At 39.9% G+C, this 22,707-nt stretch carries 38 protein-coding genes; all 38 read right to left on the bottom strand.

Features of this window, described 5'->3' with window-relative positions:
- Positions 1-87: 87 nt before the first annotated feature.
- The 38 genes from O3643_RS07485 to rplC all read right to left on the bottom strand — a co-directional run bounded on the left by O3643_RS07485 (position 88) and on the right by rplC (position 22,694).
- On the bottom strand, positions 88-501 hold the full coding sequence (locus O3643_RS07485; RefSeq protein WP_024056349.1) for an MORN repeat-containing protein: 414 nt from the start codon (positions 499-501) through the stop codon (positions 88-90).
- Positions 494-931 (bottom strand): low molecular weight protein-tyrosine-phosphatase, encoded by a 438-nt coding sequence (locus O3643_RS07480; protein ID WP_006153398.1) that lies wholly within the window; start codon positions 929-931, stop codon positions 494-496. The genes O3643_RS07485 and O3643_RS07480 overlap by 8 nt, the downstream gene beginning before the upstream one ends.
- A 48-nt stretch (positions 932-979) precedes the next feature.
- Positions 980-1,300 carry a preprotein translocase subunit YajC gene (gene yajC, locus O3643_RS07475; RefSeq protein ID WP_247913099.1) on the bottom strand — a complete coding sequence of 107 codons (321 nt, stop codon included), beginning with the start codon at positions 1,298-1,300 and terminating at the stop codon, positions 980-982.
- 124 nt (positions 1,301-1,424) lie between these two features.
- Positions 1,425-3,401 carry a transketolase gene (gene tkt / locus O3643_RS07470; protein ID WP_371500909.1) on the bottom strand — a complete coding sequence of 659 codons (1,977 nt, stop codon included), beginning with the start codon at positions 3,399-3,401 and terminating at the stop codon, positions 1,425-1,427.
- A gap of 118 nt (positions 3,402-3,519) precedes the next feature.
- On the bottom strand, positions 3,520-4,140 hold the full coding sequence (locus tag O3643_RS07465; protein ID WP_371500907.1) for a ribonuclease P: 621 nt from the start codon (positions 4,138-4,140) through the stop codon (positions 3,520-3,522).
- Between the two features lie 53 nt (positions 4,141-4,193).
- On the bottom strand, positions 4,194-5,150 hold the full coding sequence (gene jag, locus O3643_RS07460; RefSeq protein ID WP_070677854.1) for an RNA-binding cell elongation regulator Jag/EloR: 957 nt from the start codon (positions 5,148-5,150) through the stop codon (positions 4,194-4,196).
- A gap of 14 nt (positions 5,151-5,164) precedes the next feature.
- Positions 5,165-5,980, bottom strand: a complete 816-nt coding sequence (locus O3643_RS07455; protein WP_371500904.1) for a YidC/Oxa1 family membrane protein insertase — start codon at positions 5,978-5,980, stop codon at positions 5,165-5,167.
- The gene (rnpA, locus tag O3643_RS07450) at positions 5,955-6,326 is read right to left on the bottom strand and encodes a ribonuclease P protein component (RefSeq protein WP_371500926.1); all 372 of its coding nucleotides are present in this window, start codon (positions 6,324-6,326) and stop codon (positions 5,955-5,957) included. The genes O3643_RS07455 and rnpA overlap by 26 nt, the downstream gene beginning before the upstream one ends.
- 311 nt (positions 6,327-6,637) lie before the next feature.
- Positions 6,638-7,975, bottom strand: coding sequence for a PFL family protein (locus O3643_RS07445; RefSeq protein WP_371500902.1), 1,338 nt, complete (start codon positions 7,973-7,975; stop codon positions 6,638-6,640).
- 9 nt (positions 7,976-7,984) lie between these two features.
- Entirely contained in the window at positions 7,985-8,251 is a 267-nt protein-coding gene (locus tag O3643_RS07440; RefSeq protein WP_281137978.1) for an ACT domain-containing protein, read from the bottom strand.
- 262 nt (positions 8,252-8,513) lie between these two features.
- The gene (gene rplQ, locus O3643_RS07435; RefSeq protein WP_000331493.1) at positions 8,514-8,900 is read right to left on the bottom strand and encodes a 50S ribosomal protein L17; all 387 of its coding nucleotides are present in this window, start codon (positions 8,898-8,900) and stop codon (positions 8,514-8,516) included.
- An 11-nt stretch (positions 8,901-8,911) separates the two neighbouring features.
- Positions 8,912-9,847: a DNA-directed RNA polymerase subunit alpha gene (locus O3643_RS07430; protein WP_004251121.1), complete on the bottom strand. Its 936-nt coding sequence runs from the start codon at positions 9,845-9,847 to the stop codon at positions 8,912-8,914.
- A 43-nt stretch (positions 9,848-9,890) separates the two neighbouring features.
- Entirely contained in the window at positions 9,891-10,274 is a 384-nt protein-coding gene (gene rpsK / locus O3643_RS07425; protein WP_001118385.1) for a 30S ribosomal protein S11, read from the bottom strand.
- Between the two features lie 17 nt (positions 10,275-10,291).
- Positions 10,292-10,657 (bottom strand): 30S ribosomal protein S13, encoded by a 366-nt coding sequence (gene rpsM, locus O3643_RS07420; RefSeq protein WP_004251117.1) that lies wholly within the window; start codon positions 10,655-10,657, stop codon positions 10,292-10,294.
- A 17-nt stretch (positions 10,658-10,674) separates the two neighbouring features.
- Entirely contained in the window at positions 10,675-10,791 is a 117-nt protein-coding gene (gene rpmJ / locus O3643_RS07415) for a 50S ribosomal protein L36 (protein ID WP_001808836.1), read from the bottom strand.
- A gap of 24 nt (positions 10,792-10,815) precedes the next feature.
- Positions 10,816-11,034 carry a translation initiation factor IF-1 gene (gene infA, locus O3643_RS07410; RefSeq protein ID WP_001029883.1) on the bottom strand — a complete coding sequence of 73 codons (219 nt, stop codon included), beginning with the start codon at positions 11,032-11,034 and terminating at the stop codon, positions 10,816-10,818.
- A 117-nt stretch (positions 11,035-11,151) separates the two neighbouring features.
- Positions 11,152-11,790 (bottom strand): adenylate kinase, encoded by a 639-nt coding sequence (locus O3643_RS07405; protein ID WP_371500899.1) that lies wholly within the window; start codon positions 11,788-11,790, stop codon positions 11,152-11,154.
- 155 nt (positions 11,791-11,945) lie between these two features.
- A complete protein-coding gene (gene secY / locus O3643_RS07400; RefSeq protein WP_004251112.1) occupies positions 11,946-13,256 on the bottom strand; it encodes a preprotein translocase subunit SecY in 1,311 nt (436 codons plus the stop codon).
- 12 nt (positions 13,257-13,268) lie between these two features.
- The gene (gene rplO, locus O3643_RS07395; RefSeq protein WP_004251104.1) at positions 13,269-13,709 is read right to left on the bottom strand and encodes a 50S ribosomal protein L15; all 441 of its coding nucleotides are present in this window, start codon (positions 13,707-13,709) and stop codon (positions 13,269-13,271) included.
- A 145-nt stretch (positions 13,710-13,854) separates the two neighbouring features.
- Positions 13,855-14,037, bottom strand: coding sequence for a 50S ribosomal protein L30 (gene rpmD / locus O3643_RS07390; protein WP_000057241.1), 183 nt, complete (start codon positions 14,035-14,037; stop codon positions 13,855-13,857).
- 13 nt (positions 14,038-14,050) lie between these two features.
- Complete coding sequence (rpsE, locus tag O3643_RS07385) at positions 14,051-14,545, bottom strand: 30S ribosomal protein S5 (RefSeq protein ID WP_004251100.1); 495 nt, start codon at positions 14,543-14,545, stop codon at positions 14,051-14,053.
- A 17-nt stretch (positions 14,546-14,562) separates the two neighbouring features.
- Positions 14,563-14,919 carry a 50S ribosomal protein L18 gene (gene rplR, locus O3643_RS07380; RefSeq protein WP_004251098.1) on the bottom strand — a complete coding sequence of 119 codons (357 nt, stop codon included), beginning with the start codon at positions 14,917-14,919 and terminating at the stop codon, positions 14,563-14,565.
- Between the two features lie 83 nt (positions 14,920-15,002).
- On the bottom strand, positions 15,003-15,539 hold the full coding sequence (gene rplF, locus O3643_RS07375) for a 50S ribosomal protein L6 (protein ID WP_004251096.1): 537 nt from the start codon (positions 15,537-15,539) through the stop codon (positions 15,003-15,005).
- Between the two features lie 185 nt (positions 15,540-15,724).
- Entirely contained in the window at positions 15,725-16,123 is a 399-nt protein-coding gene (gene rpsH, locus O3643_RS07370; protein WP_004251095.1) for a 30S ribosomal protein S8, read from the bottom strand.
- 284 nt (positions 16,124-16,407) lie between these two features.
- Positions 16,408-16,593, bottom strand: coding sequence for a type Z 30S ribosomal protein S14 (locus O3643_RS07365; protein ID WP_001085699.1), 186 nt, complete (start codon positions 16,591-16,593; stop codon positions 16,408-16,410).
- Positions 16,594-16,610: 17 nt separating this feature from the next.
- The gene (gene rplE / locus O3643_RS07360; RefSeq protein ID WP_000013542.1) at positions 16,611-17,153 is read right to left on the bottom strand and encodes a 50S ribosomal protein L5; all 543 of its coding nucleotides are present in this window, start codon (positions 17,151-17,153) and stop codon (positions 16,611-16,613) included.
- A gap of 23 nt (positions 17,154-17,176) precedes the next feature.
- On the bottom strand, positions 17,177-17,482 hold the full coding sequence (gene rplX / locus O3643_RS07355; RefSeq protein ID WP_371500894.1) for a 50S ribosomal protein L24: 306 nt from the start codon (positions 17,480-17,482) through the stop codon (positions 17,177-17,179).
- A gap of 72 nt (positions 17,483-17,554) precedes the next feature.
- Positions 17,555-17,923 (bottom strand): 50S ribosomal protein L14, encoded by a 369-nt coding sequence (gene rplN / locus O3643_RS07350; protein ID WP_002928796.1) that lies wholly within the window; start codon positions 17,921-17,923, stop codon positions 17,555-17,557.
- Positions 17,924-17,948: 25 nt separating this feature from the next.
- Positions 17,949-18,209, bottom strand: coding sequence for a 30S ribosomal protein S17 (gene rpsQ, locus O3643_RS07345; RefSeq protein ID WP_000440801.1), 261 nt, complete (start codon positions 18,207-18,209; stop codon positions 17,949-17,951).
- Between the two features lie 24 nt (positions 18,210-18,233).
- On the bottom strand, positions 18,234-18,440 hold the full coding sequence (gene rpmC, locus O3643_RS07340; protein ID WP_000772918.1) for a 50S ribosomal protein L29: 207 nt from the start codon (positions 18,438-18,440) through the stop codon (positions 18,234-18,236).
- Between the two features lie 9 nt (positions 18,441-18,449).
- Positions 18,450-18,863, bottom strand: coding sequence for a 50S ribosomal protein L16 (rplP, locus tag O3643_RS07335; protein ID WP_002928793.1), 414 nt, complete (start codon positions 18,861-18,863; stop codon positions 18,450-18,452).
- Between the two features lie 3 nt (positions 18,864-18,866).
- The gene (rpsC, locus tag O3643_RS07330; protein ID WP_000529936.1) at positions 18,867-19,520 is read right to left on the bottom strand and encodes a 30S ribosomal protein S3; all 654 of its coding nucleotides are present in this window, start codon (positions 19,518-19,520) and stop codon (positions 18,867-18,869) included.
- Positions 19,521-19,532: 12 nt separating this feature from the next.
- Positions 19,533-19,877 carry a 50S ribosomal protein L22 gene (rplV, locus tag O3643_RS07325; RefSeq protein ID WP_000818137.1) on the bottom strand — a complete coding sequence of 115 codons (345 nt, stop codon included), beginning with the start codon at positions 19,875-19,877 and terminating at the stop codon, positions 19,533-19,535.
- A gap of 11 nt (positions 19,878-19,888) precedes the next feature.
- Complete coding sequence (gene rpsS, locus O3643_RS07320; RefSeq protein WP_000533766.1) at positions 19,889-20,170, bottom strand: 30S ribosomal protein S19; 282 nt, start codon at positions 20,168-20,170, stop codon at positions 19,889-19,891.
- A 102-nt stretch (positions 20,171-20,272) separates the two neighbouring features.
- Positions 20,273-21,106 carry a 50S ribosomal protein L2 gene (rplB, locus tag O3643_RS07315; protein WP_000512910.1) on the bottom strand — a complete coding sequence of 278 codons (834 nt, stop codon included), beginning with the start codon at positions 21,104-21,106 and terminating at the stop codon, positions 20,273-20,275.
- Between the two features lie 17 nt (positions 21,107-21,123).
- Positions 21,124-21,420: a 50S ribosomal protein L23 gene (locus O3643_RS07310; protein ID WP_001055347.1), complete on the bottom strand. Its 297-nt coding sequence runs from the start codon at positions 21,418-21,420 to the stop codon at positions 21,124-21,126.
- A complete protein-coding gene (gene rplD / locus O3643_RS07305) occupies positions 21,420-22,043 on the bottom strand; it encodes a 50S ribosomal protein L4 (RefSeq protein WP_006154757.1) in 624 nt (207 codons plus the stop codon). Before rplD ends, O3643_RS07310 begins: the two co-directional genes overlap by 1 nt.
- 24 nt (positions 22,044-22,067) lie before the next feature.
- Positions 22,068-22,694 carry a 50S ribosomal protein L3 gene (rplC, locus tag O3643_RS07300; protein ID WP_004251088.1) on the bottom strand — a complete coding sequence of 209 codons (627 nt, stop codon included), beginning with the start codon at positions 22,692-22,694 and terminating at the stop codon, positions 22,068-22,070.
- Between the last annotated feature and the right edge of the window lie 13 nt (positions 22,695-22,707).

The following is a 22,707-nucleotide window of genomic DNA, read 5'->3' as shown; positions in this document are numbered from 1 at the left end:
TTCATTGTAAAAAGGTATTGAAAGGCGTCTTAATTTCCATGTAAGCGCTTTCTATAGGTTCGGTATATTACCCCCTCTAAGAGGAGGTTATTGTGCTTGTTGGAAGAGCCCTTGTTTAAAATCACCTTCATAGACAACTTCTTGCTCTGTAGTCAGTTTTCCTTTTCCTTCAGCTTGGCCATTAACAAAGTCACCTTCATAAACCCAGCCTTCTTTAGCTTGGTAGGTTCCTTTACCGTTAAATGCTCCATTTTTAAATTCACCAGTATAAGTGTCGCCATTTGAGAAGGTCATTGTACCTTTGCCATTCATCTTTCCACGAACAATACTTCCATCATATACAAGTGAATCGCCATCCAGTTTTAAAACTCCTTGCTTAGGCATATTCCCTACAAATACAAATATAGCACAAAGAGCTATGACTACTACTGTTGCAATTTCCAAACGAGGACGCGTTATATAGACACTGTACTTATCATAGAATTTCTTTAAATTATCCATTTTTTGCCTCATTTTCTAAACGTGTTAGCCAAGCTTGGCAACCAGTTAAAACTCGATCGTAAGTTTCATCAAAATCACCTGTATACCATGGATCAGGAACACCCTCAGAAGCAAATGCCTCTAGCTTGTGTTGTTGGTCTTGTGGACACATTCGAGTCAAATCTAGAAGATTGGACTCGTCCATCCCAATGACATAATCAAAATATTCAAAATCATCCTTAGAAATTTGCTGTGATGTTTTTGATGAATCATAAGGAATCTCGTGAGCTTTAAAAATTTTCTGAGTTCCTTTGTGAATTGGATTTCCATGTTCCCAAGAAGAAGTTGCTCTACTTTCAATCTCATAATCATCGGTTAAAGATTTCATAACAAATTCTGCCATAGGACTACGGCAAATATTACCAAGACATACAAAAACAACTTTCTTCATTATTGTTCCCCATCTTCATAGAAAAAGGGGTATGAGATCCACCCCGTTTTATTCTTCAATCGCGCTTTCACCATCGACAACTGTACCTTCTGATGTAACAGCCTCTTTAAGTGGCAAGACAGATTTGATAGCTCCAAGTTCAAAAGTCAAGTAAACTCCGTCTACATCAAGTACGATCGTTCTGTTTTCGGTATCAACTTCATCAACTGTACCGTATAAACCACCGATAGTAATGACTTCATAGCCTTTTTGAAGTTTATTGAGACTCTCCATACGCTTTTGCGCTTGTTTCTTTTGAGAACGTTGCATAAAGAACATCAAGGCAAACATTCCTACAAGCATGATCACAAATGTTAAATTTGGACTAATATTTTCCATAGTATTTTCTCCTTTGTATTTTACATAGGACTACTATATCAAATTTCACTATTTTTTACAAGATTGCACCTTAGTTTTAGATCAATAAAAAACCAGAGCAAAGCTCTGATTTTTCTTATTTCAAGTTGTTTACGATTTCCACTAAGTTTTCAACTGTAAATCCATACTCTGCCAACACTTTTGAAGCTGGGGCAGATGCTCCAAAAGTATCAATACCGAGAACTGCTCCATCAAGACCAACGTATTTGTACCAGTTTTGAGTCGCTCCCATTTCAACCGCCACACGGCGACGAACTGCATTTGGTAGGATTTCTTCTTTGTATGCGGCATCTTGTGCATCAAAGACATCCGTAGATGGCATGCTGACTACGCGAACTTTTCCACCTTGACTTGTCAATTCTTTAGCAGCTGAAACAGCTAGATTAACCTCTGAACCTGTTGCAATCAAAATCGTGTCAAAGTCTGCTGCATTTTCATAGACAACATAAGCACCTTTCGCAACCTTATTAAAGTCAGTTCCTTCCTCAACAGTCAAGTTTTGACGAGTCAAGACAAGGGCAGTTGGTGTTTTCTCACTCTTCACTGCAAGGTACCAAGCTGCTTGAGTTTCACGCGCATCTGCTGGACGGAAAACATTAAGGTTTGGAATCGCACGGAGTCCGGCCAAGTGCTCTACTGGTTCGTGAGTTGGTCCATCTTCACCAACTGCGATTGAATCGTGAGTAAAGACATAGGTTACAGGAAGACCTTGTAGAGCTGACAAACGAACTGCTGCTTTAAGGTAGTCTGAGAATACGAAGAAAGTTCCACCGTAAACTCGAAGTCCACCGTGAAGAGCCATTCCGTTCAAAACTGTACCCATTGCAAATTCACGAACACCAAATTGGATATTACGGTTCAAGCGATTTGCATCGTCCTGAAGTCCATCAGTTTTGATGTAAGTCATATTTGAATGAGCAAGGTCAGCTGATCCACCAAGGAAGGTTGGCAATTTAGCAGCTACTACATTCAAAGCATCCTGACTTGAGTTACGAGTTGCTTGAGAGAAGCCATTTTCTATAGCTGGGAAGTCTTCTGGAGTCAATTCAACTGGATCACGTCCTTCGATGATGGCTTCCACTTCTGCAGCAAGTTCTGGATGAGCTTCTTTGTAATCTGCAACTAGTTTTGTCCATGCTTCATATGCTGATGCACCTCGGTCCGCAACATTTTCTTTGAAATCAGCATAAACTTCTGCTGGGATTTCAAATGGTTCGTAGTCCCAACCAAGGGCTTGACGAGTTGCAGCCGTTTCGTCTGCACCAAGAGGGGCACCGTGTACGGCATTAGTCCCTTGTTTGTTTGGCGAACCATAACCAATAACAGTTTTTACTTCAATCAAAGATGGTTTCCCTGAAGCCTTAGCTTCTTCAATAGCTGCTTGAATAGCTTCTAAGTCTGTCCCATCTTCTACCAAGGCTGTATGCCAACCGTAGGCATTGTAACGATCGCGAACACTCTCTGTGAATGAATCTTTTGTCTCGCCGTCCAAGTTGATATCATTTGAATCATAGAGAACAACCAATTTGTCAAGCTTTTGCAAGCCTGCATAAGAAGCAGCCTCACTTGAGACACCTTCCATCAAGTCACCATCTCCACAGATAACGTAAGTGTAGTGGTCAAAGATGTTATAACCTTCGCGGTTATACTTGGCTGCAAGGAAACGTTCTGCTTGTGCAAAACCTGTCGCAGTTGCAATCCCTTGTCCTAGAGGACCTGTTGTTGCATCAACCCCTGCTGTATGACCAAATTCTGGGTGACCTGGAGTTTTAGAGCCCCATTGACGGAAGTTCTTCACTTCATCTATGCTCACATCTTCAAATCCAGAAAGGTGAAGAAGGGCATAGAGAAGCATTGATCCGTGACCAGCTGAAAGAATAAAACGGTCGCGGTTGATCCAGTTTGGTTGAGCTGGATTGATACGAAGTTCTTTAGTGAAAAGGCTGTAAGCCATCGGTGCTGCACCCATTACCACCCCTGGGTGACCTGAATTCGCTTTATTAATAGCGTCAATACCCAAGAAACGAATAGCATTAACAGATAGATTTGACATAGAATTTCCTTTCTATTTAAGGTGATAAGTTTATCACATATCCTATTCTACTATTATATGAAAAAACAGATAGAATAGCAATAAAACAATTTACTATAAAATGACTCAGCCGATTATATTAATCTCTAGTCACTTGATAGTAAGGTGATAGTTTTTCAAAGCCTCTATCAAGTTTATCTAGAACCTTATCTATAGTATCTTCATCGGCTACTGGAATATCAACTTTTACTAAAACCTTACGAATCTCCTGATTGGATAATTGTTGTCTTAAAAGTTGTCTATTCTCCTCAGTAGCTTGTACTCTATAGCTTTCATCGTTTTTCTGAACCCAATAATAGATTCCATCAACCACTGGGACATCCAATATTTTAGCCTGCTTTGACAAGGTAGCCTCATCTTTCTTTCTCTCTATAAAGCTAACTTCTATAGAGATTCCCCAATTATTTTGATTTCCATATAAACGAAGAGCCATCATGGGCTCTGTTACATGCCCCTCTCTCTGTAAATAAACCCAAAAATGTGGTCGCAAGCGCTGCGCTTGGTTCATCCATTGACTGGTTTGGTGTAAATTCCAATCGGAATGCCTAGCTTGAAAACATTCCGCTAGGTGAGTAAATGCCTTTCGCGCTTCCTGCCCTTTTTGACGCAGGTCTAGCATTTTATCCTTTTCAGCTCCTGCTTTTTCAGGATTCCGGTACTGTTCCCCTTGATAAGCAAGATAGTCCTTGATTTCTTTCATTTTATTCCTTCTTTAGTTAGAAAAAAATCAGGTTTCCCCTGATTTTTCATTTTTTATTCTGTGTCAACTACAACGTAACGATTTGGTTCGTCTCCTTCAGAGTAGCTGGTAACACCTTCCATTCGTGAGATGATACGATGGATAATTTTACGCTCGCTGCTTGACATTGGATCTGTCATCTGACTACGGCCTTCTTCCAAGACACGTGTAGCTAATTTTTGAGCATAACTCTGTAACACTTCTGCACGATGTTCTACATAATCATTCACGTTGATAGTAATGTAGAAAGTTTTTGAATAACGATTGTAGAGGTAATTTTGTGCCAAAAGTTGAAGGGATTTCAAAACCTTACCATGGTAACCAATGATACGGCCTGGCTCATTTGTATCAATTTGCATGTTGATAGAGCGACGGTTAGAGGTGCTAGAAATAGTTCCCTCAACATCCATATCATCAATGATTGCTTGAACATAATTGGTTACTTCTTCAACAACCTTTTCGGTGTCGTATGTTGGCTCGACTTTCAAACCAAGATTTTCTAAGTCGCTGCCTTTTTCAGGCTCAACTTCATCTTGAATTTCTTCAGGTTGCAATTCTTTTAAAACTTCAATATGGCCTGTTTCTTCTAAAATCGTGCTGGCTTCTTTATCATTCTTAAGAATTTCAGCCTTGACTTCTTCAGAAATTTCTTGGCCTTCTTCTTCAATTTTCTTGATAGCTGCAACTACATGTCCCAAATCAACGGTTGCTTCGCTGACTGTTTTAACTGGATCATTCTGATCATTAATTTCTTTTGGAACACCCTTGATTGCCTGCTGATTTGCTTTTACAACGGTTGTCTCACTGATTGCTTCGATATCAACTTGAGCTGGTTTTGTACCAAAAAGTCCAAAAAACCCCTTTTTCTCTCTCGAAACAACTTTGATATGAGCTTTCATTCTCGGAATATTTAATTCATTCAATCCCTTTTGGATTGCTTCTTCTACTGTTGAACCTGTAAATAATACCATTATCAGATTTCTCCTTACTTTTTCTTTTTCTGTGCTTTCTTTAGAGCTTTTCTTTTCTTAACTTCTAAATCCTTCTTAGCTTGCACATCAGCTTCACGCTCTGCAATGATTTTGAAGGGGTTGTTCAAAAGGTAAGTTTGCAATACTTGATAAGCATTTGAAACCGCCCAGTAAAGAGCGACACCACTTGGAGCAGATATTGCAAAAAAGAAGATTATAACAGGCATCCCATACATCATACCTGTCATTGCACCATTTTTCTCAGGCAAAGCTTTATTTGAAAGCCAGCTACTGAGGAAGGTGAATAGGGCAGCCAAAATAGGTAGTACGAAAGTGGTATCAGCTCCACCTAGATTGAACCATAAGAAGTGGCCTGTCTTCAAAAAATCGACGTTTGATAAAGCTTGGAAAAGAGCCAATAGAATTGGCATTTGAATCAAAAGCGGCCAGAAGGATGCGGATTGCTTAATGCCTAATTCTTTAAATAATTTACGTGTTTCCTGATCTAGCTTAGTACGACTTTCCATGTCACGACCTGGATAACGTTCGCGCAATTCTTTGATAAGAGGTTGCGCCTCTTGCATTTTTCTGGAAGCCACCATTTGTGTTTGAAAGACTGGTAACAGTATTGTTCTAATCAAGACTGTGAACAGAATAATCCCTAAACCAATGCTGACATCAAATGACAAAAATCGAATAATTTCAGCAAAAAAATAAACAAGTTTACTCCAAAAGTCTGCAGAATCTGCAGATACTTCACTAGTTGCACAAGCAGTCATTACCAACAAGGACAAACCTAACAAACTAGTCAATTGTAATTTCTTCTTCACTCTTATTTCCTTCCTGGTAAATCTTTGCTAATCTCAAAACATGAAGTAAGTTTTTTTCAATTTCTGCATATTCTAATAGTTCAACGCCTTTTCGAGCAATCACAACAAAATCGACATTATCAATAAGTTGATTACTATTTTGAATGAGAACATGCCGGATTCTTCTCTTGATTTGGTTTCTTGTCACAGCATTTCCTAATTTTTTACTGACTGATAAACCTACTCGAAAATGTGTTTCATTGTTTTCTAATCGATAAATAACAAATTTTCGATTAGCTACACTTGCTCCCTTTTTAAATATGGCGTCGAAATCTTTCTCTTTTTTTACACGAAAGCTTTTTCTCAAAAATTCTACTCCATCTAATAAAACTACTACTATTATACCATAATTTTTCAAAAAGCCAATCATGGCAAGGCTTTAGGCTGGTTTGACTTCAAAAAAAGTAGCCATTCTTAAAAAATTTGACCAGAATCAATGAAATTTTACTAGTTTTTTTAAAGAATACAAAACAAAAGCCACTCTTACGAGCGACTTTTGTAGGAGATTATTATGAAAAAGTTTAGGATTTCTATTAAATAAAGTTAGGAGGTCTTTATTTAATGATTAGAGTATACACACCTATCCTTAAATTGAACTTAAATCATTTTATTTTTTTATTAATTTTTAAAACTATGAATTGGAGCTGGAATCTGTCCTCCACGAGCAATGAAATCAGCCGAAGAAGCTCCATTGACTTTCATAACTGGGGGAGTTCCTAGCAAGCCACCAAACTCAATCATATCGCCTTCTTTACCCTTTGGAATGATACGGACAGCTGTGGTTTTCATATTAATAACACCAATTGCTGCCTCATCCGCAATCATAGCCGCAATCGTTTCTGCCGGAGTATCTTCAGGGATAGCAATCATATCCAATCCAACTGAACAGATAGCAGTCATGGCTTCCAATTTCTCAAGATTTAGGGAACCATTTTGCACTGCTGCTATCATACCCTCATCTTCTGAAACTGGGATGAAAGCACCTGATAGTCCACCAACTTGATTGCAGGCCATCACTCCGCCTTTTTTTACTTGGTCATTTAAAAGAGCTAAAGCGGCAGTCGTCCCATGAGTCCCAACTGTTTCCAGTCCCATTTCTTCCAGAACCCGAGCTACAGAATCCCCCACTGCAGGAGTAGGTGCTAAACTCAAATCAACAATCCCAAAATCGACACCTAGTCTTTCACTAGCCATCTGGCCAACTAATTGACCAATCCGAGTGATTTTGAAGGCTGTCTTTTTAACAGTTTCAGCAACTACATCAAAGCTTTGGCCGCGAACTTTTTCTAAAGCACGTTTGACAACACCAGGCCCTGAAACACCTACATTGATAATAACATCAGCTTCACCAACACCATGAAAGGCTCCGGCCATAAAAGGATTATCCTCAACTGCATTGGCAAAAACGACAAGTTTTGCAGCCCCCATATCTGAAAGCTCAGCTGTCTCCTTGATAATTCGACCCATATCAGCTACAGCAGTCATGTTAATTCCTGACTTGGTTGAACCAATATTTACTGAAGAGCAAACTTTATCAGTTTCAGCTAAAGCACGTGGAATCGAATTGATGAGTATTTCATCTCCTTTTTGGTAGCCTTTTTGAACTAAGGCAGAAAAGCCACCAATAAAATCGACACCAATTTCTTTTGCTGCTCTATCTAAAGCTTTGGCTAACGGTACATAGTCCCTTGCATTTGTAGCAGCACCAATTAGAGAAATCGGTGTTACTGATACACGTTTATTGACAATAGGTATACCCAACTCAGCGGCGATTTCATCACCGACAGCCACTAAATTCGCCGCCTTAGTCGTAACTTTTTCATATATTTTATCTGCAGCCCTATCAATATCTGGATCAATACAATCAAGAAGAGAAATTCCCATGGTAATGGTACGAATATCAAAATTCTGCTCTTCAATCATTGCAATAGTTTCGGTAACTTGTCTAATATCCATAAGCACCTCCTAGATATTGTACATAGCATCGAAAATAGCCGCGCTCTGAATATTGATTTTGACATTCAATGTCTGGCCAAAGGTTTCAAACTCATTTCTTAGTTGAGTAAAATCATGTTTTTCATCACTGGATACTACAGCCATCATGGTAAAGAACTCATCTAAGACAGTTTGTGAAATATCATCAATATTTAATCCTAATTCAGCAATCTTAGTCGCAACACCTGCAACAATACCACCCTTATCTTTTCCAACAACAGTTATAATAGCTTTCATATTGGTCCTCCATCTTTGAGATCTAGAAAAATAACCATATCTATATTTTTCTTTTTTCTCAGTATAGCACATTTATTTCAAAAAAACTAAAAAACGCCTGCTTACGAAATTGTTCTTAAAAGAAAAACAATTTCGTAAACAAGCGTCTACCCTACCATCTTATGATGAGTGTTCCCGCTAGGACAAAAGTCCTAGCGGTAGACCAGAGCTAGACTAAGAGCACAGGGCTCCATCATCATAACACTCAACAAAATTGATGATTTTATACTAATTCGATGATCGCCATTGGCGCTGCATCACCACGACGTGGTTCAGTTTTAAGGATACGAGTGTATCCACCGTTACGTTCTGCGTAACGAGGTGCGATTTCTGAGAACAATTTTTGAAGTGCTGTAGTAGAAGTGTACTTATCAGTTGCTTCATCATAGTTTTCAGATGCGATTTCATTACGTACGAAAGCAGCAGCTTGACGACGTGCATGTAAATCACCACGTTTACCTAGAGTAATCATTTTTTCAACAGTTTTACGGATTTCTTTAGCACGAGCTTCAGTTGTCACGATTGATTCATTGATCAAAAGGTCAGTTGTCAAATCGCGAAGCATTGCTTTACGTTGTGAGCTAGTGCGTCCTAGTTTACGGTAAGCCATGTATTCCTCCTTTATTTATCTTTTAATCCAAGACCCAAATCAATGAGTTTGAGTTTCACTTCTTCCAAACTCTTGCGTCCAAGATTTCTTACTTTCATCATCTCTGCTTCAGATTTTTCTGTCAAATCATGCACAGTATTGATACCAGCACGTTTCAAACAGTTATATGAGCGTACAGACAAGTCAAGTTCCTCAATCGTACGTTCCAAAATACGGTCGTCCGATTCAGTATCAGCTTCTTTCATCACTTCTGCAGATTTAGCAATCTCTGTAAGATTTGTAAACAAATCAAGATGTTCTGTCAAAATACGTGCTGAAAGCCCTAAAGCATCTTCTGGAATAATAGTTCCATTTGTCAAGATTTCAAGGGTTAATTTGTCGAAACCATCATTGCTTCCTACACGAGCAGGTTCAACTTGATAGTTAACTTTTGTAACTGGTGTATAAATAGAATCTACAGCAAGTGTTCCAACTGGGGCATTATCTTTTTTATTTTCATCTGCAGGTACATAACCACGACCAGTGTTTACAGTCATAGTTGCTTTAAATGAAGCACCTTCTCCGATTGTGAAAAGATAATGATCTGGATTTACGATTTCAATATCACTATCAGTTAAAATATCTCCGGCTGTCACTTCAGCAGGACCTTCAACATCAAGTTCAATAGTCTTTTCGTCTTTTACATATGATTTAACTGCAATACCTTTAATGTTCAGAATGATTTGCATCACGTCTTCGCGAACACCAGGAATTGTATCAAATTCATGTAATACTCCATCGATATCGATAGATGTAACAGCTGCTCCTGGAAGAGAAGCAAGAAGTACACGACGAAGAGAGTTACCAAGTGTTGTACCGTATCCACGTTCTAGTGGTTCGATTACAAACTTGCCATAATCTTTATTTTCATCAATTTTTGTTATATTTGGTTTTTCAAACTCGATCATTTAGTTACTCCCTCTTAAACGAAAAGCAGTGTAAAGGTAATGATTATACACGGCGACGTTTTGGAGGACGAGCACCATTGTGTGGCACTGGAGTCACATCACGAATTGCTGTTACTTCAAGACCAGCGGCAGCAAGAGCACGAATAGCTGACTCACGACCAGAACCTGGACCTTTTACAGTAACTTCAACTGATTTAAGACCGTGTTCTTGTGCAGATTTAGCAGCAGCTTCTGAAGCCATTTGAGCAGCAAATGGTGTAGATTTACGAGAACCTTTGAAACCAAGAGCACCAGCTGATGACCAAGCGATTGCATTACCATGCACATCAGTAATCATAACAATAGTGTTATTAAATGTAGCGTGAATATGAGCAATACCAGATTCGATATTCTTTTTCACACGACGTTTACGTGTTGGTTTAGCCAAGACTTTTACCTCCTATATTATTTTTTCTTACCAGCAATCGCAACAGCTTTACCTTTACGAGTGCGAGCGTTGTTTTTAGTGTTTTGTCCACGGACAGGAAGTCCACGACGGTGACGGATACCACGGTATGAACCGATTTCCATCAAACGTTTGATGTTCAAGTTCACTTCACGACGAAGGTCACCTTCAACTTTAATTGCATCCACTTCACGACGGATAGCATCTTCTTGATCTGATGTAAGGTCACGAACACGAATATCTTCTGAAACTCCAGCAGCTGCCAAAATCTTTTGAGATGTTGCAAGTCCGATACCATAGACATAAGTCAATGAGATAACTACGCGTTTGTCATTTGGAATATCAACTCCAGCAATACGAGCCATGTTTTCTCCTTTCTATCTTATCCTTGACGTTGTTTGTGTTTTGGATTTGCTGGGCAAATTACCATAACACGACCATTACGACGAATTACTTTACAGTATTCGCAAATTGGTTTGACCGATGGTCTTACTTTCATTTCTTATCCCTCCAAGTTTTTCGATTATTTAAAGCGGTAAGTGATACGTCCACGTGTCAAGTCATATGGACTCATTTCAACAGTAACACGATCTCCCGCTAAAATACGAATATAGTTTTTACGAATTTTACCAGAAACTGTTGCTAAAATCTGATGTCCATTTTCAAGTTCAACCGTAAACATTGCATTCGGCATCGTATCGACTACTTTGCCTTCAACCTCAATCACATCGTCTTTTGCCACGCAAAAGTACCTCCCTAAATTTCGATTTGATGCCTCTAGACACAGAGACAACAATTATAAGTCAGACTAACTCAGTATAACATTTGTCAAGACATTTTGCAAGCCTGAAAAACGCTTTTATTTCAAATTTGTCAATACCTTTTCGATATCCTTAAAGACATCATTGATATCTTGGTTGCCTTCGATATCATGTACTAGACCTTTAGCACGATAGTGAGCAATGATTGGTTCACCTTGAGCAATATTGACATCCAAACGACGTTTTACTGTCTCAGGTTTATCATCTTCACGTTGGTAGTAATCTTCCTCTTTGTAATCAACTGGTGGGTTGAATACTTTATGGAAAGTTTCGCCAGTTTCACGGTGAATGATACGACCACTCAAACGTTCAAGTAGGCAAGATGGATCTACTTCGATGTTGATAACACCTTCAAGTTTAATTCCAAGTTTAGCCAATGTTTTATCTAAGGCATGAGCTTGCTCAATTGTACGTGGGTATCCATCCAACAAGAAACCAGTTTCTTTAATATCATCTTGAGAAAGACGTTCTTTAACAATTCCATTTGTAACTTCATCTGGAACTAATTCACCTTTATCGATATAAGACTTAGCTAGCACACCCATTTCAGTTTGGTTAGCCATTGCTGCACGGAACATGTCACCTGTTGAGATGTGGGCAACGTGAAACTGTTCAACAATTTTCGCTGCTTGTGTCCCTTTACCTGCACCAGGTAAACCCATAATCAAAAGATTCATGATTCAAACTCCTTTTTTGTATTTAAATAGAAGCAAAAATTCATTTCAACTCCTATTTAAAAACAAAATAGAAGAGAGGAGATAAAAATCTGACAATGTCTTTGATTTTTACACTCCACTCTCTGAGCAATAGTGAATTTTATTTTCTATTACAATTATTCTGTTGTATCTAAGAAACCAACATACTTACGTTTCAATAGATAACCTTCCAATTGTTTAATTCCTTCGATACCTGTAGAGATAATGATTAGCAAACTTGTTCCCCCAAAAGCGACAACTTCTGAAAGACCAAATAAATCTTTAGCTACAATAGGTAGGATAGAAATCACACCTAGGAAGATTGATCCGACTGTTGCGAGACGACGAAGAAGTTTTGACATATATTCTTCTGTCCCTTTACCAGGACGGACACCATGGATATAAGCTCCACTCTTTTGTAAATTTTCTGCTGCTTTCTCTGGATTGATCTGTACAAATGTATAGAAGAATGTAAAGAGAATAATCAACAGAGCATACAACGCAACACCTGTTGGGGTTGAAGTAGATACCAACTCTTGAGCTGTTTTTACCCATTCCCAATTAAGGCCAGACGCACTTACAAATTGTAAAATTGCTGCCGGTGCTGCTGTAATAGAGCTAGCAAAGATAACTGGGATAACCCCAGCAGGGTTAATCTTCAATGGAAGATAGGAGCTTGACGGCGCACCTTGAGCTACCTTTGTATACTGAATTGGAATCTTGTATTTAGCTTGTTCAACGTAAGTTGTAAAGTATACAATTAACAAAACAGCAATGATTAAGATGGCAACGAAAATGAGAGACGATGTCAATCGACTACTTGGTACATTGACAAAGTAGTCCACGTAGATGCCCTTAACCATGTCAGGAATTGAAGCAACAATCCCTGCAAAGATAATCATTGAAACACCATTACCATATCCCTTATCTGTGATTTGCTCTCCCAACCAGGTTACAATCATGCTACCTGCTGTTAAGATTCCTCCAATCACAAGGAAAACTTGTGGTGTAAGTGGTACAGTCAAAAGTTTAGCTCCAGACAGAGCGTTAAAACCAGCAGTAATACCGACTGATTGAACAAATGCAAGCACTAGTGCAATGTATCGAGTCGCTTGGTTTAACTTTCTACGACCAACTTCCCCTTGTTTGCCCCACTCCACAAACTTTGGTAATAAATCCATTTGCAAGAGTTGGACGACGATTGATGCTGTAATGTAAGGGCTAACTCCAAGAGCAAAAACTGAAAAGTTTTTCATGGCATTCCCTGACACCAAGCTCAACATATTCAAGAAGGATAGTCCACTCAAAGCGTTCAAGCTATTTGCATTTACCCACGGTACAGTAATACTAGTACCGATACGAAAAACAAATACGATAAAAATTGTAAATAAAATCTTTGATCGAACCTGCTTAACTTTGAGTGCTTCTCTCAATAATTTAAAAAACATAGGTCACCTCACTTAGATGACTTCAACTGAACCACCTTTAGCAGTGATAGCTTCTTCAGCTGATTTAGAGAATTTAGCAGCTTTAACAGTCAACTTCTTAGTCAACTCACCGTTACCAAGAATCTTGATACCTGATTTTTCAGATTTAACAATTCCTGATTCTACAAGTACCACTGGAGTTACTTCAGCACCGTCATCAAAGGCGTTCAATTGGTCAAGGTTAACAATCGCATACTCTTTAGCGTTGATGTTAGTAAATCCACGTTTTGGAAGACGACGGAACAATGGAGTTTGTCCACCTTCAAAACCAAGGCGTACTCCGCCACCGCTACGAGCTTTTTGACCTTTTTGACCACGACCAGATGTTTTACCGTTACCTGATGAAGTACCACGACCAACACGGTTACGAGTTTTACGAGAACCTTCTGCAGGTTTCAATTCATGAAGTTTCATTATATATTTTCTCCTCTTTTGTAAAATGCTAGCGCCGATAAGAGAGAAAAGGTTGTCTCTCCTATCAACTCGCCTATACTGAGTCATCTAAGATGACTATATCTAGTTTTAGGGGATGGTCTTATGCACATCCCCTAAAATTTTATTAGTTTACTTCTTCAACTGTTACCAAGTGAGATACTGCAGTGATCATACCACGGATAGCAGCGTTATCTTCTTTAATAACAGAGCTGTTCAATTTGCCAAGTCCAAGTGCTACAACAGTTTTACGTTGTGATGGAATGCGTCCGATTGGAGACTTAGTCAAAGTAATTTTAATTTGAGCCATTTTATCCCCTTTCTTATGCCAAATCAGAAACTGAAATACCACGAAGGGCAGCAACTTCTTCAGCGCGTTTCAATTGTTTCAAACCTTCAACAGTTGCACGAACAATGTTGATTGGAGTGTTAGAGCCAAGTGATTTAGATGTAATATCTGCCACACCTGCCAATTCCACAACGGCACGAACTGCACCACCTGCGGCAACTCCAGAACCTTCTACAGCTGGTTTCAACAATACTTTAGCTCCACCAAATTCTGAAAGAACTTCATGTGGGATTGTTGTTCCAACCATAGGAACTTCGATCAAGTTTTTCTTAGCATCTTCTACTGCTTTGCGGATTGCTTCTGGAACTTCTTGAGCTTTACCAGTACCAAATCCTACACGACCATTGCGGTCACCAACAACTACAAGAGCTGCGAAACGAAGACGACGTCCACCTTTAACAACTTTTGTAACACGGTTAACAGCAACTACGCGTTCTTCAAGTTCTACTGCATTGTCTTTAAATGCCATTTTCTAGTGTCCTCCTATTAGAATTTCAATCCGTTTTCACGAGCTGCATCAGCCAAAGCTTTCACACGTCCGTGATATAGATATCCACCGCGGTCGAACACCACTTCTGAAATACCTTTAGCACTTGCACGTTCTGCAACGAGTTTACCGACAGCAACGGCTTGTTCAGTTTTAGTTCCTTTTGAAACTTCTTTGTCAAGAGTTGAAGCACTTGCGAGCGTTACACCCGCTACGTCATCAATCACTTGAGCGTAGATGCCTGTATTAGAACGGAATACGTTCAAACGTGGGCGATCAGCAGTTCCAGAGAGTTTTCCGCGAACGCGACGGTGGCGTTTTTGGCGGAGTTTGTTTTTATCTGGTTTAGAAATCACAGTTTTCACCTCTTTAATTTTAAATCGTGTGCTATGCACAAAGTTGGTAATGAGGTTGGTGGTTGAAAATCAACCACTCAACATTATTTACCAGTTTTACCTTCTTTAAGACGAACATATTCGCCAACGTAACGGATACCTTTACCTTTGTATGGTTCTGGTGAACGAAGGCTACGTACGTAAGCAGCTGTTTGACCAACTTTTTCTTTTGAAATTCCGCTGATAACGATAGTCGTTGGGTTTGGAAGTTCAAAAGTAATTCCTGCTGGAGCTTCAACTTCGTCTGGATGTGATTTACCAACAGCCAAAACAAGTTTGTTTCCTTGAAGTTGTGCACGGTAACCAACCCCACGCATTTCAAGTTCTTTCTTGAATCCTTCTGAAACACCAATAACCATGTTGTTCAAAAGTGCACGAGTAGTTCCGTGGATAGTTTTCATTTCTTTTGAATCGTTTGGACGGTGAAGAGTTACTTCAGTACCTTCCACACGGATTTCAATATCTTTTGAGAACTCACGAGTAAGTTCTCCTTTAGGTCCTTTTACAGTTACAACGTTGTCATTGTTAGTGAGTTCAACACCAGCAGGCAACACGATAACTTTATTACCAATACGTGACATGTTTTTTCTCCTGTTAAATTGTCAGGCCATAAAGGCCAGTTTTCACGGGGTTAAATCGATTTCTCGATTTAAAGGAATATTTAGATTTCAATTTCAAAGTGAATCTAGGCATCGTCTCGCAGGCATAACTTTTGGTTAGGCTAGAGACGATAACGAAGAGTCACAAAGAAATTGGGAGCTAAATATTACCAAACGTAAGCGATAACCTCACCACCAACATTCTTTTGGCGAGCTTCTTTATCAGTAAGCAAACCTTCTGAAGTTGAAAGGATAGCAATTCCAAGACCGTTAAGTACTTTTGGAAGATCTTCACGTTTTTTGTAGACACGAAGTCCTGGTTTAGAAACGCGTTTCAAGTTAGTGATAACTCGTTCACCGTTTGCTCCGTATTTAAGGAATACACGGATGATGCCTTGTTTGTCATCTTCGATGATTTCTACGTTCTTAACAAAACCTTCGCGTTTAAGGATTTCAGCAATCCCTTTTTTGATGTTTGATGCAGGTACTTCAAGTACTTCGTGTTTTGCTTGGTTAGCGTTACGAATACGAGTTAGGAAGTCTGCGATTGGGTCAGTCATAACCATTTTATTTTTCTCCTCTTACTAGTAGTTTGCAAGTTGCACTTGCTAGTTAATACATGATACAGAGAGCGTAACAGCACAAGCAAAAATAGACAATTTAATGCAGGAGCCATGCTCCAAAGTAAATTGATCTTTTTTGCCAAGGCTGTAGCTCGTGTTCAAATTGGCTAGCCCAACTGAACCCGGGCTAAACTCTGTGTGAAAAAGATAAACTTTTCTAGAAACTAAAGTTTCTTCGCCAAGTTTCCTATTTTCACTTGGAGTTTTGACGCCCTTGATATCTTAAATTACCAAGATGCTTTTGTTACACCAGGGATTTGACCTTTATATGCCAATTCACGGAAGCAAACACGGCAAAGTTTAAACTTGCGGTAAACTGAGTGTGGACGTCCACAACGTTCACAGCGAGTGTATGCTTGAGTAGAGAACTTCGCTGGGCGTTTGTTCTTAGCAATCATAGATTTTTTAGCCATTAGTTATACCTCCTATATTATTTTGCAAAAGGCATTCCAAGGCCTGTAAGCAATGCACGTGACTCTTCGTCAGTGTTAGCAGTAGTTACGATAACGATGTCAAGACCGCGAGTTTTGTCAACGTCATCAAAGTTGATTTCTGGGAAAATCAATTGCTCTTTCACACCAAGTGTGTAGTTTCCGCGTCCGTCAAATGATTTTGTTGGAACACCGTGGAAGTCACGTACACGTGGAAGTGATACTGAAACCAATTTATCCAAGAATTCGTACATACGTTCACCACGAAGGGTAACTTTTGCACCGATCGCAACACCTTCACGAAGACGGAAGCCGGCGATAGATTTTTTAGCTTTAGTGATAAGTGGTTTTTGACCTGAGATAAGCGCTAATTCTTCAGCAGCTTTTTCAAGGCTTTTAGCGTTTGATACTGCTTCACCAACACCCATGTTCAAAACGATCTTATCCACTTTAGGAACAGCCATCACTGATGAGTAGTTAAATTGTTCTGTCAATGCAGGAACTACTTCATTAAGATATTTTTCTTTTAAACGATTTGCCATTATACTTCTCCTTTCCTTCGTGATTAATCAAGCAATTCGCCTGATTTTTTGTTGTAGCGAACTTTTTTACCGTCTACAAATTTGTAACCAACACGACCAGCTACACCATTTTTGTCCAAAACTTGAACGTTTGATACGTGGATAGCTGCTTCCTTCTCGATGATACCACCTTGAGGAAGTTCGTTAGTTGGACGTTGGTGTTTCTTAACAATGTTAACACCTTCAACGATAACTTTGTTTACTTTTGGAAGGGCAGTAAGGACAACAGCTTCTGTTCCCTTATCTTTACCAGCGATTACGCGAACTTTGTCGCCTTTTTTTACAAACATTTTTTTCTCCTTTTATTCTTACGCCCAATGGGCACCCTGGCTAGGCCAGGGGACTGTGTTTGTTTTTATTGATTAAAGTACTTCTGGAGCAAGTGACACGATCTTCATGAAGCCACCTTCACGCAATTCACGTGCAACTGGGCCAAAGATACGTGTTCCGCGAGGAGTTTTGTCGTCACGGATGATAACTGCTGCGTTTTCGTCAAATTTGATGTATGAACCATCAGCACGACGAGCACCTGATTTAGTACGAACGATAACTGCTTTAACAACGTCACCTTTTTTAACCGCACCACCAGGAGTAGCTTGTTTTACAGATGCCACAATAACATCACCGATGTTTGCAAATTTACGTCCTGAACCACCAAGAACTTTGATAGTCAAGATTTCGCGAGCACCGCTGTTGTCTGCGACTTTCAAACGAGTTTCTGTTTGAATCATTTCAGTTTTCTCCTTTCAGGTTTGATTAGATGATTACCGCTTCTTCAACAACTTCTACAAGACGGAAACGTTTTGTAGCTGAAAGCGGGCGAGTTTCCATGATACGTACGATATCGCCTTCTTTGGCAACATTGTTTTCATCATGTGCTTTGTATTTTTTAGAGTAGTTAATACGTTTACCATAGACTGGGTGGTTACGTTTTGTTTCAACTACAACTGTGATTGTCTTGTCCATTTTGTCAGATACAACACGTCCAACAAGAACTTTACGATTATTGCGTTCCATTGAAATTTCTCCTTCCCTAGTCTATTATTTCGCTTCAGATTGAACTGTTTTAATACGAGCGATTTGTTTTTTAACTTCTTTCAAGCGAGCTGTTTGTTCTAATTGACCAGTAGCAGCTTGGAAACGAAGTTCGAACAATTCTTTTTTCAATTCGTTTTCGCGCTTCGCGAGTTCTTCTTGAGAAAGACCACGAAGTTCTTTAACAAATTCTTTTACTTCATTAAGTTTCATGCCTTCTCCTTATTCTGCTTCACGTTTTACGAATTTACATTTAACTGGCAATTTGTGGCTTGCAAGACGAAGCGCTTCGCGAGCAACTTCTTCAGATACACCAGCAACTTCAAACATTACTTTACCACGTTTAACTGGTGCTACCCAACCTTCAGGTGCCCCTTTACCAGATCCCATACGAACCCCGATAGCTTTAGCTGTGTAAGATTTGTGTGGGAAGATTTTAATCCAAACTTTACCACCACGTTTCATGTAACGAGTCATGGCGATACGAGCAGCTTCGATTTGGCGGTTAGTAATCCAGTGGCTAGTTGTAGCTTGAAGACCGTATTCACCGAATGCTACTTCTTTCCCACCTTTAGCTTCACCGCGCATTTTACCACGGAATTCACGACGGTGTTTAACACGTTTAGGTACTAACATTGGTTATTTACCTCCTTTAGTGTTTTTACGAGCTGGAAGAACTTCACCACGGTAGATCCATACTTTAACACCAAGTTTACCGTATGTAGTGTCTGCTTCTTCCCAAGCGTAATCGATATCTGCACGAAGTGTGTGAAGTGGAACAGTTCCTTCAGAGTATCCTTCAGCACGGGCGATATCTGCACCGTTCAAACGACCTGATACTTGAGTTTTAATTCCTTTAGCTCCAGCACGCATAGCACGTTGGATTGCTTGTTTTTGTGCACGACGGAAAGCAACACGTTGCTCCAATTGACGAGCAATTCCTTCACCAACAAGGTGAGCATCCAAATCAGGTTGTTTGATTTCGATGATGTTGATGTGTACTTGTTTACCAGTCAATTTGTTAAGTTTTGCACGGAGTGCATCAACGTTAGCACCACCTTTACCGATAACCATACCTGGTTTAGCAGTGTGAAGTGAAACGTTAACTTTGTTTACTGCGCGTTCGATTTCAATAGTTGAAACTGCTGCGTCAGCAAGTTCTTTTTGAACGAATTTACGGATTGCAAGATCTTCATGAAGGTAATCCGCGTATTCTTTTTCAGCATACCATTTGGCATCCCAATCACGGATGATGCCGACACGCATACCAATTGGATGTACTTTTTGACCCACGATTTTACCTCCTTATTTTTCTGCAACAGCTACAGTGATGTGAGCTGTACGTTTGTTGATTGGTGAAGCTGAACCTTTCGCACGTGGACGGAAACGTTTCATAGTTGGTCCTTCGTTTGCGAATGCTTCAGATACTACCAAGTTAGCTTTATCCAAACCAAAGTTGTTTTCAGCGTTAGCTACAGCTGAGTTCAAAACTTTCAAGATGATTTCAGCAGCTTTGTTTGGAGTGAATGTCAAAATTGCGATTGCATCGGCTACGCTTTTACCACGGATGTTGTCAAGAACAAGACGTGATTTACGAGGTGAAACACGTACTGTGCGAGCCATTGCTTTAGCTGAAGTAATTTCTGCCATTTATGTTCTCCTTATTTTCTACGTGTCTTCTTGTCGTCTGCGGCGTGACCTTTGTAAGTACGAGTTGGTGCAAATTCACCAAGCTTGTGACCTACCATGTCTTCTTGGATGTAAACAGGTACGTGTTTACGTCCATCATAAACTGCGATAGTGTAACCAATGAAACTTGGGAAGATCGTTGAACGACGTGACCAAGTTTTGATAACTTTTTTCTTTTCGTCGTTAGCTTGAGCTTCAACTTTTTTCATCAAATGCTCATCGACGAAAGGTCCTTTTTTAAGACTGCGTCCCATTTTTATATTTTCTCCTTTAAATATAGTACCACAGCGGCTTGCGCTCTCAACGAGCGCTACCGAGCTGGCGGATTATTTAGCGCTTAAGCGACTAGTTTTAAATTATTTCTCGTTGCGACGACGAACGATAAGTTTGTCAGATTTCGCTTTCTTGTTACGAGTTTTAAGACCAAGAGCAGGTTTGCCCCATGGAGTTGATGGTGCTTTACGACCAACTGGTGCTTTACCTTCACCACCACCGTGTGGGTGATCGTTAGGGTTCATTACAGAACCACGAACTGTTGGGCGGATACCTTTCCAACGGCTACGTCCTGCTTTACCTAGGTTTACAAGTCCATGTTGTTCGTTTCCGACAACACCAACTGTAGCACGACAAGTTCCAAGAATCATACGAACTTCACCAGATTGAAGACGAACAAGAACGTATTTACCTTCTTGACCCAATACTTGAGCAGAAGCTCCAGCAGCACGTACCAATTCTCCACCACGACCTGGTTTTAATTCGATGTTGTGGATCAAAGTACCAACTGGGATGTTAGCAAGTGGAAGAGCGTTTCCGACTTTGATATCTGCTTCTGGACCTGAAACGATACGTTGACCTACTTCAAGACCTTTTGGAGCGATGATGTATGCTTTCACACCGTCAGTGTAGTGTACAAGAGCGATGTTTGCAGAACGGTTTGGATCGTACTCGATAGTTTTAACAACTGCTTCAACGTTGTCTTTGTTACGTTTAAAGTCAACCAAACGGTAGAAACGTTTGTGTCCACCACCTTGGTGACGAACTGTGATACGACCGTTGTTGTTACGACCAGCCTTGCTCTTCAATGCAACAAGCAATGATTTTTCAGGAGTGCTTGTTGTGATTTCAGCGAAATCCAAAGAAGTCATATTACGGCGACCGTTTGTTGTTGGTTTATAAACACGAATTCCCACGATATTTCCTCCTTAGATTATTCAGCTTCAGCTGCAAACAACTCGATTGCTTTTGAATCAGCTGTAAGAGTGATGATAGCTTTTTTAGTTTTGTTAGTAAAACCAGTGTAACGTCCAACACGTTTAGCTTTAGGTTTTACGTTGATTGTGTTAACATTTGCAACTTTAACACCTTCGAAAGCAGCTTCAACAGCTTGCTTGATCAAAAGTTTGTGTGCACGAGTGTCAACTTCAAATACATATTTCCCTGCTTCAAGTTGAGCCATTGAGCTTTCAGTGATAACAGGTTTTTTGATAACATCATACAAATTCATTATGCAAGAACCTCCTCGATTTTAGAGATAGCTGCTTGAGTAACAAGAAGTTTGTCACTATTTGCGATGTCAAGAACACTTGCAGTTGTAGCAGTCGCAACTTTCACGTTTGGAAGGTTACGAGCTGAGAGAGCTGCGAATTCGTTTCCTTCTTCAAGAATAACAAGGACTTTAGAATCGATGCTCAAAGCTGCAAGAACTTTTGCAAATTCAGCAGTTTTTGGAGCTGTAAATTCAAGAGAATCAACGGCTACAAATTTGTTTTCAGCAACTTTCTCTGAGTAAACAGATTTAAGCGCAAGGCGACGAACTTTTTGAGGAAGTTTGTACGCATAGCTACGTGGAGTTGGTCCGAAGACGATTCCACCACCACGCCATTGTGGAGAGCGGATAGAACCTTGACGAGCACGTCCAGTTCCTTTTTGACGCCATGGTTTGCGTCCGCCACCTGAAACAGCTGAGCGGTTTTTAACTGCGTGAGTTCCTTGACGAAGGCTAGCACGTTGGCTGATGATCACATCAAACACAACAGATTGGTTTGGTTCGATACCAAAGATTGCATCGCTAAGAACAACTTCGCCCGCTTGTTTACCAGTTTGGTCGAATAATGTTACATTTGCCATTTTGACTGTATTCCCCTTTCCTTATTATTTACCAGCTTTAACTGCTGACTTGATAGTGATAAGAGATTTCTTAGCACCTGGTACGTTACCTTTGATAAGGATAACGTTCTTTTCTGGAACAACTTGTACAACTTCAAGGTTTTGAATTGTTACACGGTCGCCACCCATACGTCCTGCAAGGTTTTTACCTTTGAATACGCGGTTAGGTGCAACAGGTCCCATAGAACCTGGACGACGGTGGTAACGAGAACCGTGAGCCATAGGTCCACGTGATTGTCCGTGGCGTTTGATAACACCTTGGAAACCTTTACCTTTAGAAGTACCAGTTACATCAACAATGTCTCCAGCTGCGAAAGTTTCAACTGTGATTTCAGCACCAACTTCCAAGCCTTCAACGTTTTTGAATTCACGAATGAAGCGCTTAGGAGCCGTGTTAGCTTTTGCTACATGTCCTTTAGCAGGTTTGTTGCTCAATACTTCGCGTTTGTCATCGAAACCAACTTGGATAGCGTTGTAACCATCTGTTTCAACAGTTTTAACTTGAAGAACAACGTTTGGAGTTGCTTCGATAACTGTTACAGGGATCAATTCGCCAGCTTCAGTGAAGATTTGAGTCATTCCCACTTTTTTCCCTAAGATTCCTTTTGTCATGAGAAAATAGTTC

Origin of the sequence: Streptococcus sp. 20925_1_44, from assembly GCF_041432435.1 — a bacterium.
GTDB classification, from domain to species: domain Bacteria; phylum Bacillota; class Bacilli; order Lactobacillales; family Streptococcaceae; genus Streptococcus; species Streptococcus infantis.
Note: the sequence above shows the minus strand (reverse complement) of the source record. Positions and strands in the feature narration are given on the sequence as shown.